This is a genomic window from Polynucleobacter sp. MWH-HuK1 (assembly GCF_018881815.1).
Taxonomy (GTDB): domain Bacteria; phylum Pseudomonadota; class Gammaproteobacteria; order Burkholderiales; family Burkholderiaceae; genus Polynucleobacter.
Window position 1 is genome coordinate 912550 of record NZ_JACVPP010000001.1, and the last position, 12594, is coordinate 925143.

A 12594-nucleotide genomic window follows, 5' to 3' on the forward strand; every position below is an offset into this window, starting at 1 on the left:
TGTAAATGAATAGAGATAGTATCCATCTTATAACTAGTAAATTTTTAAATGACATTTGAAATATATGCTCCCGATCTTGGTGAGGTCGCTGCTAAATACCGAATTGATCCCCGCTTTATCTATAAGAATTTGGAGCGCATGCTATCCTCAGGTCCTATTTCAAGTGTAGTAAACATCAAAACTGCCGAAAAATTTCCAGTTAGTGTGGATGACCTAGATCCAAAAAAGGGCATTCTGTTAAAAGTTCGGGAATTGCCTAAGAGCACTCTAAGCTCATTTATGAACCAAGAATGTTATTTTGTTGCTGGTCTTTCATTAGGAAAGCTGCAGTTTCCGATCAGTGGTTTGAGGTCTAACGAATCGGGGTTATTGACTTGTGATATTCCTAAGACAATGTCCTTGCTTCAAAGGCGAGAACACTTTAGGGAAAAAGCCCCTCCTGATAGAGCGTTTAAGGCGCTTATTTTCTTTACTGTTGGCAAGGAAATGATTGGGGATATCGTCGATATTTCTGATTATGGCTTACAGCTTGATTTACGCTTAGGAGCAACCGAGATGGAAATCGGTAAAATCTGGAAAGATTGCACTCTTGAGCGCTTGACTGCCAAGACGGCAAAGTTTGACCTTATCATTAGGAGTTTGCGACCTAGTCCACTTGAATCTTCTCGTATCCGAGTGGGATGTGAGTTACATGAACCAACCAAATTAAATTTAAATGAGTTTTATAGCACTAGATTAGCCATTCAAAATGCAAGAGTAAATCGTCGAATCAATTATTGGTATCAAGATGCATCCTGGAGTTAATTTCCTAAATTTTAAATTGGATTTTTCACCATCTATTGGTTAAATAAATTTTTTTAGTATTCATAGGTTGATAATTAACAGAAAGTATTTATGAGTTACGGAGCAATAGATTTAGCGCAATTAAATTTGCAAAGAGGTAAATATGAGGTTGCCTTTGATATTCTTTATGACTGTGCTGTCAACGATCAAAACGATGACGCTCTTTTTCTGTTGACCAAAATGACCTTTGACGGCAATTTAAATGCCGAGCAAATGGAAAAATTTTATGAATTGCAAAATGGCCATACCAGTATAGGCAATGGTTATGCTCTCTTTAATGTCGGCTTGATGCATGAGCGGGGTCTGGGTAAGGTTCCCCAAAGTTATAAAGTTGCTGTTGAGTACTATCAAAAAGCAATTAAAGAGGAAGTTAAAGATGCCTTTTGTAATTTGGGAAATATTTATGCTCTTGGCTTAGGTATGGAACAGGGTGTTCCACGAAATGTAGAGCTAGGGGTTAAATATCTTACGATCGGGGCGGAAGAGGGTAGTCGGCAGTGTGCATACACTTTGGGGTCGCTCTTTGGTAAGGGGGAATTTGTGCCATTGGATCTAAAGAAAGCGTTTTACTTTTTATCTCTAGCAGCCTTGCAAGGGCACGACCAAGCCAAAAGAGTCTTGCATATTTTTGTGCATACGCATAAAGAAAACTACGACGCAGAAATGGAGGCTGCTGAGTATCAATTCGGGAAAATACAGAATCTGCGCCTGCTGTATAAGTGCGTTTAGTCGTGGGCGATGATTTCTGGCTGTGAAGATTAAATCCAATAGCGCTATGTGTATCTATATTGATCCTAAGACTTTAAATTCAGAACCCAATTTGGCTAATTAGGGATAATTTTGACGTGAAAATAATTTAGCTTTCGTTGGGCCAAGGTCTTTTTAGTCAAATTTTTAAAGCTAAGGCTAGCGCGCTAACTTATTATTGAGATCCACACCCTAATTATTTGGCTTCAGTTCTCAGTAGTTACCTGAGATTGCCAATCACAATCTGCAATACTTGTAAAATTAGAAGCAATACCAGAGGCGATAAATCCAAACCACCAAAGCTAGGTATGGCTTTTCTAATGGGTGCAAGCAAGGGATCTACTAGAAGCGAGACCAAATACTGAATCTGAGATCCAGCACTAATCCACGAGAGAATGACGCCCGCAAGAACCAAGCCAACCAAGCTAGAGAGTATCAGGTCCATAAAGTCGATCAAAGCTAGCAAAAGCCATGAGATATCCGATAGGGCGGCTCGAGATAGTAGTAAAAGTATTGCTGTTTTGGCTGCAACTAGTAGATAAGCGGCTAAAAAGCTGGCGACATCAAAACGACCAATGCTGGGAATAATTCTGCGAAGTGGAATCACAATCCAATTGGTGAGTGGAAAAATGTATGCGCCGATAGTTCCACTCTGACCTGCTCCTAGATTAAAGGCAAGCCATTGAAGGTAGCACCTTAATAAGCAAGCTCCGGCCGCAATACTGACTAGCACTTGAAGAAGGAGATTCATAATTTGTATGAGCATAGCTATTTAGGCTTTTTAAAATCTGGTTCAATGGCGAATGAGATCGGTAGCAACGATGAAAAAAGATTGCCCTTGTTTGTATTGATGAGGGGCTAGCTTCACTCGCTAAAAGTTACGACGTGATCAGCTACCAAGTGGATACCAATTTTTTCACCAATCGCATGATCGTGGTGACTTGGTACAAAGGCATAAATTTCATTGCCGGATGATAGTTTGAGCGTGTACAGAAAATCGGCACCCCTAAAGGTCTTGCGTACTACCTCTGCTAATAAGGTGCTGTGGTCATCATGTTGAATATCATCGGCACGCAAAAGTACATCAATTTCTTTTCCGATGTCATCGCTGCGATCTTCTTCTAGCTCAAGCTCACCTAATTCAATCTTCACTTTATTGTTGGCCTGAACTACACCTTTAACAAATACTCCACGGCCAATAAAGTCTGCGATGTAACGATTGATGGGCTTGTGGTAAAGCTGATATGGGATATCCCACTGCAGAACCTTACCTTCTGTCATCACACCAACCTTATCAGCAATTGCAAAAGCCTCAAATTGATCGTGAGTTACCAATAGGGCGGTAATGTTATTTGTTTTGAGGATCTCTCTCATCTCTCCTGCAAGACGCTCTCTAAGTTCAATATCAAGGCTGGAGAAGGGTTCATCTAGCAAAATTAAGTCGGGTTCTGGAGCCATTGCTCTAGCCAATGCGACACGTTGTTGTTGGCCACCACTTAATTCATGGGGGTAGGCATCCGCCTTATCTGCGAGTGATACCCGCTTGAGCCAATTCATTGCTACCGAGGATCTTTGACTGCTGGACAGGTGTTGCAAGCCAAAGGCAATATTCTCTAAGACATTCAAGTGAGGGAAAAGGGCAAAGTCCTGAAAGACCATACCAATTTTTCTTTGGTTTGGCGGGAGCTGAACGATGACAGAGCTCACCACCTTATCTCTCAGGAAAATTTCTCCTGTTTTAAGGGGCTCAAACCCGCAAATAGCTCTTAACACGGTAGATTTCCCACAGCCGGATGAGCCCAATAGGCAGCCAATTTCACCTTGGGCAAGTTCCAGGTTAAGGTCTTTAACTGCGGTGACGCGACCTTGACCATCCCGACTTGGGTAGTCGATTTCAAGCTGTTTGATTGAAAGTAGTGCGCGAATGGAGTTCATCCCTATAATTTTCTCATTAAAGCTAGTGGTTTAATGCATAGCTAGAGTCTAAACGGATTGCCGATTTCATGAATCGTATTGTTGTATCACTTGCCCTGTTGTTATTTTTACCTCTCTTGGGTTTGGCGGTGCCTCTCCTATTTCCCGGCATTGATCTATTGGGTGGTGGCACTCTCAGCCACCTATGGAACTTTGTACTGGGTGGATATATTGCTTCGACCTTAGTGCTTATTTTGGGTGTCGGGGTGGGGGTATTTATTCTGGGTGTGGGTAACGCATGGATCATTGCGAGCTATGATTTTCCTGGCAAGAAGATATTCGAATGGGCCTTAATTCTGCCTTTGGCTATGCCCACCTATGTGATGGCTTATCTCTTTGTTGATCTATTGCAATTTTCAGGTCCCATACAAACTACTCTACGCGCTTTACTGGGAGTCGATTCGCTTTGGTTCTTTCCGGACCCGAGATCCTTGAGTGGTGCTATTTGGTCTTTCTCCTTCTGTCTCTTTCCTTATGTTTACCTAATTACACGCACCGCTTTTTTAGAGCGCAGCGCACGATTGATCGAGGTTTCAGAAACGCTAGGCTATAGCCCGTTTCAGGGGTTTATGAAGTTGGTGTTGCCGATGGCAAGGCCAGCTATCTTTGCTGGTATGGCTTTAGCACTCATGGAGGTCTTAGCAGACTTTGGGGCGGTTTCCTACTTTGGGGTGCAAACATTTGCAACGGGTATCTTTAAGGCCTGGCTTTCTTTTGGCGACCGTGTGGCGGCGGTGCAGTTGGCTTTAGGCTTGTTGAGCTTTGTCTTGCTCATCTTCTTTATTGAGCAAAGCAGTCGCTCAAAATTACGTTATGCCTCTTCAATCCGGGGTATGTCTTTGGCGAAGTCTTTACAAGGTAAGAGCGTTTTTTTTGCCTTTGCTTTTTGTGGTGCGACCTTGCTTTGTGGATTTCTACTGCCGGCATTTGCACTCTTACAGCTGCTCTTCAAAGAGGGCATCACTATCGACATTCGATACTTGGGTTGGTTAAGAAATTCTTTATCAGTTTCTGTTTTGACTGCACTCATTTCTGTTGTTCTTGCCGTGTTTTTTGCTTATTCCGTGAGAATGAATACACGCTTAGCTTGGGTTAACCGCTTGCTGGGGTTTGGGTATGCATTACCTGGTGCAGTGTTGGCTATCGGTATCCTCTCATTTTTGGAAATCCTTTCGCTTGCCTGGTGGATGTCTGCTAGCGTGTTAGTTCTCGTGTACGCGTATTTGGTTCGATTTCTTTCCTCTAGCTTGCAAAGCGTAGAAGCGGGGCTTGCGCGCATCACGCCCTCTATGGATGCCTCAGCAGCACTTCTGGGGCTTTCTAGGGCGCAGATTCTGAAGCGGGTTCATGTGCCTTTATTAAAGCGCAGTTTGATCACTGCAGGCCTCTTTGTCTTTGTCGATGTGATGAAGGAATTGCCAGCAACCCTGTTACTTCGGCCATTTAACTTTGACACCTTGGCGGTTGCAACTTACCAATTGGCCGCGGATGAGCGCCTTGCAGAGCTGGCTTTACCTTCACTCACCATTGTCCTAGTGGGGCTTTTCCCTGTTTTACTTCTTTCCAGGGTCATCTCCAAGAACTAATTGATAATCATTCGTATTTGTGATACATTGATTTTATTCTGATTCTGATCACAAATACAGTAATGCCAACTCAAAAAATCCATCAATTCCTAGTCGCCAATGTATTGTTACTAGGCAGTTTGGTATTTCTGCCGGTGCACGCGCAAGATGCCAAAGAATTAAATCTGTATTCGGCCCGTCACTACCAAACTGACGAGGCGCTGTATGGTGAGTTCACTAAAAAGACAGGGATCAAAATTAATCGAATTGAGGCAGATGACAATGCTTTAGCGGAGAGATTGAAAAGCGAGGGTGCTAATAGTCCTGCAGATGTGATTTTGATGGTGGATGCTGCGAGATTATGGCGCGCTCAAATCGATGGGTTTTTTAAACCGATTCAGTCTAAATACTTAGAAAGCCGAATTCCTGCAAACTTGCGATCGAAGCCTGAGCCTAATGGGTCAACTTGGTTTGGATTTTCAACTAGAGCACGTCTCGTGGTGTACAACAAGGCAAAGGTGAATCCGCAAGATGTCGATACTTATGAAAAATTGGCGGAGCCAATAAATAAAGGTAAGGTTTGCACCCGTTCTGGTGCTCACCCCTACATGTTGTCATTGATTGGTGCCATGATTGAACGTCGTGGTGAAGCTGCCACGGAAGAGTGGGCTAAGGATATGGTGGCCAATATGGCCCGCCCACCAAGGGGTGGTGATACCGACCAAATTAAAGCAGTTGCCTCAGGCGAATGCGGAGTGGCTTTAACGAACTCCTATTACCTTGTGAGACTCTTACGCTCTACTAAACCGGAAGATCAGACCGTGGTTTCCAAGATTGGATTTATTTGGCCAAATCAGAAAACTTCTGGAGCGCACATTAATATTGCGGGTGGCGGGGTTGCCAAGAATGCGCCTCATTCTGCAGCGGCAATCCAGTTTCTCGAATACCTGGCCAGCGATTCTGCTCAAGAGTATTTTGCGAATGGCAACAATGAGTGGCCTGCAGTGAAGACAGTCAAGATTGAGAATGAAGGACTTAAAATGTTAGGGCCATTTAAGGCTGAAAATATTTCGGTTGCCTCTATTGGTAAAAATCAGATTGCCGCTCAGCGCATTCTCGATCGCGTAGCTTATAAGTAAGTTGCCCGTTTGAGTGGTTTTTCAATATTTAATTCTTGGCTTACCCAGCGAAATTAAAAAAACCACCTTCGGGTGGTTTTTCTTTTGGATTTTAGGTGACAGTGTTAAAAGTTTGGACTAGAGTAAATTTGTTGAGAAACAAATTGACCGTTTTTATTCACTTTAGCTAGAACCATATCACCAACATTCACTACTTTACTTGTGAAAGCTTGGATATTTACATGATGCGTGACTAAGATGATAGGTGTTTTGGGATTTTCATTGAGTTGGGCTCGAATGAGTTTTTCTAGATTGCGGGTTTGTTCTTTTTCATGGCTCATATCATCAAAGAAAGAACCTAAGGCTGGGGCGATGCTAACTTGACCCTTGTTTAGTAGTTTTGCGGTATCAATGCAACGACACCAGGGGCTGCTGATCACTTTGGCAGATGTGAGTCCTTGGTTGGTTAACCATTGCCCTATCAGTATTGCCTGCTTCTTACCCCTCTCACCAAGATTTCTTTGGGTGGAGCATTTGTCAAGTTGATATCCTGCAGGATCCCCATAGCCCGGCGCATCGGCATGACGCATCAGCAATACATGCTGACCATCGATCAGGTTCTCAGCAAGGTTTGCGCTGACTGGTAATCCAAATAAAGTCAACAAAGTGCCTAGAAATAATGAGGCAAGAATTTTCATGATAATTAACTTTAAATAGAATCGCTTAAGATGGCAGGTACATGAGATTAGTGTGCAAAATTCGACTGTTTTTCGATGAGATCCTTAGTTTCATACGGGTCAATCTACGGTAATAAGTTGTGATTCCTCATTTTATTGAGGGTGGCGTTATCGATCGAGAGCCGAACGCCTAGCGAGCCAGAGCCCGCACTAACAGGCAGTTTTCTCAGGCTAATTTCTAAGGATTTAATCTGAGAATAGGCTGTGCATGCTTGCGTAATGCGGGTTATGAGCCGCTCTTGGGTTTCATAATGACCATCACTTGCCAATCTATTGATCTCAACGACTAATGGGTCATAGTCAAACACGTTTTCCATGACGTCATCTGAAATGAGGGCTAGTTTTGAGTCAATCCATAGGGTTAAATCCAACAGATGTTGTTTGGGAACAATAGCGCCAGGCCCATAAGTTCCAATTTGCGTTTGCAGTTTAAGATCTTTTAATTCAATACATGCATTAGTGGTCATAATGTTCCCAAGTAAATTTTTTATTAGCCGATATCGGAAAGAAGGCATTAGTTATGAAAGCCCCAGATAAGCGTTGTTGTGGATCAGGCGTTTGCATCATTAATGATGCGGGAGAATGTTGGTGTGGCCAAGTTTGGGACGGTGAAAAGATGGCTGCACCAACTTTGAATTTGTCATCAAAGGATAAGGCTTCAGATAACAACTCAGATAAGCCTAAGTCTGAGCAGTAGCCTAAGGCTATTGCAGTCTTTGGAGGGGAGTTATCCATACACTCTGCGCAGAGAGTGCGCAGCTACCCCATCTTTCAGAGCCTCACGTACGGGGTATGCAATCAGTTCGATACTTTTCTGGACTGCAAGGCGTTCTAAATAAGTAGGCATTGGTTTTTTGATAACGGGATACACCCAGTCTGGTAGATTTAGAAAGCCTGCACGACTAATCAGCTTGATAAAGGGTTTGGCTGTTAAGTCACTCGGAAAATGATCGAGTAAATCAATGATGCTCTTAGCTCGGTCACCAAAATAGAGTTCGGGTATGTAAGCTTTAATGGCGTTCTCAGTCTCTGCATAGGTATTCGGAAGATCGGTAGCACCCATTCGTTCGCCGAGCGATTTCATTTCTAAAAAATATTGATCTTTTTCTTTTGTGCTTAATTTTTCTTTTCGGTAAACCTCAAAAGAGCTCATGAAGCTACGTGTTTCGGTGAGATGAACCCAAGCTAATAAATGTGGGTCTGTAGCTGAATATGGTTTACCAAATTCATCTAGACCCGTAATTTTGGTGTGAATCTGATTGACCTTCTGAATAATGTTATTGGCCATATCAGTTGGGCCATAGGTAGTAGCGGCAATAAAAAAAGCCGTTCTACCAAGTCGACCCTTCAAATCCTCTCTAAATGAGGAGTGATCCCAAACCCCAGCCAAAGCTTGGGGATGCAGCGCCTGAAGAACTAATGAGCTTATGCCGCCAATCATCATGGAAATAAAGTCCGCATGCACTTTCCAGGCAAGTGATTCAGGACCGAATAAACCGCGATCACCCTTTGGCGTTAAAAAGGCTATTGGTGGACCGCTTCCGCCCACCATCTCTCGAATCGTTTTCCGAATTAGCTCATCCAACATGGGCTTAGTGCATCGTTAGATTTCTTAAATCATCATCCTCAATGATTTCGGTAATGAGATCGAGTCTAATTCGGGGATTGGTTTGGGCTAAGAGGTGATTCTTTTGTGCCAGAGAAATTGGCAAAAGCTCTGCCAGTCGATTGGAAACCCAACCGCAGTCATCAGTCTTGAAAGGTTTCTTAAATGGGGCATCACCCAATAAATCTTCACTTTGAATAACTGAAATAATTTCATCTAGCAACTTAGCAACGCCTTGATGCTCTTGGGGGATGGGTATTAGTGGATCTTTATCTAAAAGCTCAACGTCGCCTACCCAAAGCCCATTATCTTGCTGAGCGCTGTTTAGTATCTTAAAGCGTTGTGTACCAAATGATTTAGTCATGTACAAAGCTGGCTGCACAGGATCAAAGTCTTCGATCAATGCTAGCGTCCCAATATTGGAAAAAGTAGGGGGCGAATCCTGATCGTCAACTTCAGAATTTTTGATGATGCTAACCACCCCAAACTCAGTCTTGTCTCGCAAGCACTGCTTAATCATATCCAGGTAACGAGCTTCAAAAATTTTGAGGGCGATAACACCATCCGGGAAAAGTACTGTGCCCAGGGGAAATAGCGGGATTTTTCGTGGTATGGGGTTGGATTTAGTCATGCATTCAATGTAATGGATTTGAGTGCTTTTTGCTGATGACCAACTCACTGATGTAATCCCCTCGTGTTTGTGCCCGCGGCCAGCAATAAACCCAATTTCCGTTTACATTAGATGCACAATTCTTGGAGATCCAAAATGGTACAAAAACTACGCATTAAGCTTGCCTGTTGGATATTGGGGGAGTATTGCCCGTGCTATCAAATGGGTTACCACAACATGGTCGACTTTCAGCAAAGAAGTGCTGACCAGTTGGCGAAAGCGCAAGAGCGAAAAAACAAGTAATTCACCTCCTGCAATTGGACTTGGTATGAAGATTTGGCAAATGCGTAGAAACTGTGCGTTAACTCCAAAGCAGCTCCTACAGTTTTATATCGCTTTGGTATGCCTTTCCTTTATCGTGGCAATCGGCTTTCTGTTGGCGGGAGTCTGGGTTATTCCGATATTTACAATCGTTGAGATTACTGCGGTAACGATCGGATTTTTAATTTACTGTAGACATGCCCTCGATAGTGAAACGATTGAGATCGATGGCAAACGCCTGACTGTTAAAAAGTTTATTGGCTACAAAGAAAAGATTTACGAATTTAATACTCAGTGGGCAAAGATAGAGATCCCTCTTGATGATGCAAAAACATTTTTTATTAGCCAATCTAATTTACGGGTCGAGATCGGTCAGTTCATAAGGCAAGAGCAGCAGCTCCCGCTTATTGCCTCAGTGAGGCGCTATTTAGGCTAATCGCGGCTTGCTAAGGCGCCATGCCACTAGCCCACAGCAGACAATCTGAATAATTGCCGATATAAAGGTCAATGTATTCAGAATGGCAAAATAATTAGCAAACGGTGAGAGTGCTACTGGCATGCCATCGAGCAATGCGGTCTCCCGCAGGTAATCCATGCGGGGTATCAGCAGAAAGCTGGTTGTTGCCGTAACCAAGATCAGTAGCAGCGAGGGAATTCGAATTGCCCTGAGGTCGTATTGACCTCTTTTTATCAACACATTAGCAAGGCTCAAAATAATAAAAGTGCAAGCCAATACGTAATAAGACAGTTGCTGTATCAGTATGTGCGCCAGCATGCCTGCCGCCTGTGTATCACCAATAAAAAATAGGCAGTTAAGCAGCTAAAAAGTTGCGCAATGACCCCGCCTAATAATAGGTATGAGATAAATCGCAAAAATCGCTTAGCAAATTGATATTGGTCTTGAGTACTTTCAACCATGGGCTAAATAGGGTTAAGAATTGCATCGCAGCATAAAGTTCAATTCAGTTTGATACTAGAGCTAATCTAATATTTCTGCTAAGTTAAAAATGGATCTCACCAAAGCAGCAAAAGCAGCTCTGAATACCCTAATAGACATTGCTAGCAATTCAATCAACGGTCAACCGGTACCTGTTCCGGAGTTGGCCAAGAGGCAGAACTTATCCATTAGTAGGATTGAGCTGTTATTGCGCCCCTTAAGGGAATCTGGATTTATTAAGGGCACTAAGGGTCGCAGAGGGGGTTATGTACTCTCTCAAGATCCTCGCCTAATTACGATTAAAGATATTGTGCTTGCAATGAATCGCATCAAAAAGCGTAAGGTCGAGTTATCCGATATTGCCAAGGAGTTATATCAATCATTAGAGGCATATATGCTCAGCTGCATGGCGAATGTCACATTATCATCCACTATCAGGGATTATGTTCCCAGCTTTAGCGATGTCAAAAAGGCGCCTGAGCGTACAGCTTTCATTCCTCTTGACCCCAAAAAAGAGAAGAGACAAAAGGGCGAAGTTCAAAAAGTAATGAAGGCCCAATTTAAGAAGGTCGAAGAGGTGCCGCGTGGACCAAACTCAGTATTCGACCTTGCTAACTTCTTAGATCGCAGCCCTAGCTAAAACTCAGATTTAAAAGAATTGCTTGTTACCAGGGAATCTTTTCACCTGAATACGTAAGAAAACTGCCCGTATCTTCTTTTTGAAGTTTTTCAATTACGCTAAATATTTCTGCGGCCGCTTGATCTGCGGGTCTGCCAATTTGTTCTCCCCGAAATGGCTTTGAGAGTCTAGAGTTCACAGTGCCAGGATGCATGGCAATTAGCGCAGTATTGGGCTTTGTACGGGCCCACTCAATGGATGTTGTCTTCACCAGCATATTGAGCGCAGCCTTAGAGGTGCGATAGCTGTACCAACCACCAAGACGGTTATCTTCAATGCTGCCAACTTTTGCAGACAGAGTAACCAGGATGCTATTAGCAGGATCTAGTAATTTAGAGAAGTGACGAATAGTCAGTGCTGGCCCAATCGCATTGACAGTCATGAGTTCCATGAGCTGTTCGGCATTGAGATCATCTAGCCTTTTTTCAGGCGTCCACTTATCTGTGTGCAAAACCCCGATGGTATTGATGATGAGCTGAAAGGGTGCTGCACGATAAAGTGCTGTTGCACAGGATTCAATAGATTCTGGGTTTTGATAATCAATTGGAAATTCAGAATTGCGATGAATCCCTACAAGCTCTGTGCATGCGGGGGTGGCTTTTAAGAGATCCATGAAGGCAGAACCTATAGTCCCAGAGGAGCCGATAACTAGTGCACGAAAGGAATTGGGAAGTAAGCTCATTGGAAGACTTTATCGCAATTTGCGCATGTGTATAGGCGGCATACTTCTTGTTTAAGCAAGCATCCCATTTGCTTGCTATTCTTACCCCTGTTAATAGATAAGAGATGCATTCCGTGAATATCCACTCCGATTACAGTAAGAGGGTTGTCATTAACCACCATGATCTACCCTGGGTCCCTAGTCCAGAGCCTGGGGTAGAGAGGCGCATGCTGGATCGTATGGGTGATGAAGTGGCAAAGGCGACCTCTATTGTTCGTTATCAACCGGGATCCAAATTTCAAAGGCATACCCATGAATTTGGTGAAGAGATATTGGTTTTAGATGGTGTCTTTAGTGATGAGACTGGAGATTATCCTGCTGGCGCTTATATTATGAATCCGCCTGGATCTTCGCATGCGCCATTCAGCCAGTCTGGCTGCACTCTTTTTGTGAAGTTGCGACACCTTGGCTCAGATCAAGTCGAGAGAGAGGTCGTGAATACGAACACCGCTTCCTGGTTTCAGGGAATGGTGCCCGGTCTTCATGTGATGCCGCTGATGAAGCAGGGTAGTGGTTCTACTTTAGTACGATGGGCACCTCAAACCTTTTTCAATCCTCACAAGCATTATGGTGGTGAGGAGATTTTTGTAGTGGATGGAGTATTTGAAGATGAGCATGGGCGCTATCCGGCTGGTTCCTGGATTAGAAGCCCTCATATGAGCCTTCATCAGCCATTTAGCAAAGAAGGTTGCACAATTTTTGTGAAGACAGGCCATTTACTGGACTGATTGAAGTA

General features: G+C 43.4%; 16 protein-coding genes. 8 read left to right on the forward strand and 8 right to left on the reverse strand.

All coding sequences use genetic code 11. The features are described from left to right. The first annotated feature begins 48 nt into the window (after positions 1-48). Together ICE93_RS04745 and ICE93_RS04750 are read left to right on the forward strand one after the other, a co-directional pair. Positions 49-804 carry a hypothetical protein gene (locus tag ICE93_RS04745; protein WP_216186068.1) on the forward strand — a complete coding sequence of 252 codons (756 nt, stop codon included), beginning with the start codon at positions 49-51 and terminating at the stop codon, positions 802-804. Between the two features lie 90 nt (positions 805-894). Then, the gene (locus tag ICE93_RS04750; protein WP_216186070.1) at positions 895-1572 is read left to right on the forward strand and encodes a tetratricopeptide repeat protein; all 678 of its coding nucleotides are present in this window, start codon (positions 895-897) and stop codon (positions 1570-1572) included. A gap of 238 nt (positions 1573-1810) precedes the next feature. On the opposite strand, the gene ICE93_RS04755 is transcribed toward ICE93_RS04750, so the two are convergent. Both ICE93_RS04755 and ICE93_RS04760 read right to left on the reverse strand, forming a co-directional pair. Continuing rightward, a complete protein-coding gene (locus ICE93_RS04755) occupies positions 1811-2341 on the reverse strand; it encodes a YggT family protein (protein ID WP_216186072.1) in 531 nt (176 codons plus the stop codon). A gap of 113 nt (positions 2342-2454) precedes the next feature. Then, complete coding sequence (locus ICE93_RS04760; protein WP_216186074.1) at positions 2455-3525, reverse strand: ABC transporter ATP-binding protein; 1071 nt, start codon at positions 3523-3525, stop codon at positions 2455-2457. Positions 3526-3593: 68 nt separating this feature from the next. On the opposite strand from ICE93_RS04760, the gene ICE93_RS04765 reads away from it, so the two are divergent. Both ICE93_RS04765 and ICE93_RS04770 read left to right on the forward strand, forming a co-directional pair. Next, entirely contained in the window at positions 3594-5150 is a 1557-nt protein-coding gene (locus tag ICE93_RS04765) for an iron ABC transporter permease (RefSeq protein WP_216186076.1), read from the forward strand. 62 nt (positions 5151-5212) lie between these two features. After that, complete coding sequence (locus tag ICE93_RS04770; RefSeq protein WP_216186079.1) at positions 5213-6268, forward strand: extracellular solute-binding protein; 1056 nt, start codon at positions 5213-5215, stop codon at positions 6266-6268. A 104-nt stretch (positions 6269-6372) separates the two neighbouring features. On the opposite strand, the gene ICE93_RS04775 is transcribed toward ICE93_RS04770, so the two are convergent. Both ICE93_RS04775 and ICE93_RS04780 read right to left on the reverse strand, forming a co-directional pair. Beyond that, positions 6373-6945: a histidine phosphatase family protein gene (locus ICE93_RS04775; RefSeq protein ID WP_216186081.1), complete on the reverse strand. Its 573-nt coding sequence runs from the start codon at positions 6943-6945 to the stop codon at positions 6373-6375. Between the two features lie 104 nt (positions 6946-7049). Further along, a complete protein-coding gene (locus ICE93_RS04780) occupies positions 7050-7451 on the reverse strand; it encodes a dihydroneopterin aldolase (RefSeq protein WP_216861304.1) in 402 nt (133 codons plus the stop codon). 53 nt (positions 7452-7504) lie between these two features. Between ICE93_RS04780 and ICE93_RS04785 the strand changes: the two genes are divergently transcribed. After that, positions 7505-7681 (forward strand): hypothetical protein, encoded by a 177-nt coding sequence (locus tag ICE93_RS04785; RefSeq protein WP_216186084.1) that lies wholly within the window; start codon positions 7505-7507, stop codon positions 7679-7681. Positions 7682-7711: 30 nt separating this feature from the next. On the opposite strand, the gene ICE93_RS04790 is transcribed toward ICE93_RS04785, so the two are convergent. Both ICE93_RS04790 and ICE93_RS04795 read right to left on the reverse strand, forming a co-directional pair. Beyond that, positions 7712-8572, reverse strand: coding sequence for an oxygenase MpaB family protein (locus tag ICE93_RS04790; protein WP_216186085.1), 861 nt, complete (start codon positions 8570-8572; stop codon positions 7712-7714). Between the two features lie 4 nt (positions 8573-8576). Further along, positions 8577-9221: an LON peptidase substrate-binding domain-containing protein gene (locus ICE93_RS04795; protein WP_216186086.1), complete on the reverse strand. Its 645-nt coding sequence runs from the start codon at positions 9219-9221 to the stop codon at positions 8577-8579. Positions 9222-9528: 307 nt separating this feature from the next. Here ICE93_RS04795 and ICE93_RS04800 point away from each other — a divergent pair, with 307 nt between their 5' ends. Then, on the forward strand, positions 9529-9957 hold the full coding sequence (locus ICE93_RS04800) for a DUF2244 domain-containing protein (RefSeq protein WP_216186087.1): 429 nt from the start codon (positions 9529-9531) through the stop codon (positions 9955-9957). Here ICE93_RS04800 and ICE93_RS04805 read toward each other — a convergent pair. Next, positions 9949-10296: a hypothetical protein gene (locus ICE93_RS04805; RefSeq protein WP_216186088.1), complete on the reverse strand. Its 348-nt coding sequence runs from the start codon at positions 10294-10296 to the stop codon at positions 9949-9951. The genes ICE93_RS04800 and ICE93_RS04805 overlap by 9 nt on opposite strands. A gap of 232 nt (positions 10297-10528) precedes the next feature. Between ICE93_RS04805 and ICE93_RS04810 the strand changes: the two genes are divergently transcribed. Further along, on the forward strand, positions 10529-11098 hold the full coding sequence (locus ICE93_RS04810) for an Rrf2 family transcriptional regulator (protein ID WP_216186090.1): 570 nt from the start codon (positions 10529-10531) through the stop codon (positions 11096-11098). A gap of 25 nt (positions 11099-11123) precedes the next feature. Here ICE93_RS04810 and ICE93_RS04815 read toward each other — a convergent pair whose 3' ends face one another. Continuing rightward, entirely contained in the window at positions 11124-11819 is a 696-nt protein-coding gene (locus ICE93_RS04815) for an SDR family NAD(P)-dependent oxidoreductase (RefSeq protein WP_216186092.1), read from the reverse strand. 113 nt (positions 11820-11932) lie between these two features. On the opposite strand from ICE93_RS04815, the gene ICE93_RS04820 reads away from it, so the two are divergent. Continuing rightward, positions 11933-12586, forward strand: a complete 654-nt coding sequence (locus ICE93_RS04820) for a cupin domain-containing protein (protein WP_370624592.1) — start codon at positions 11933-11935, stop codon at positions 12584-12586. Positions 12587-12594 lie beyond the last annotated feature (8 nt).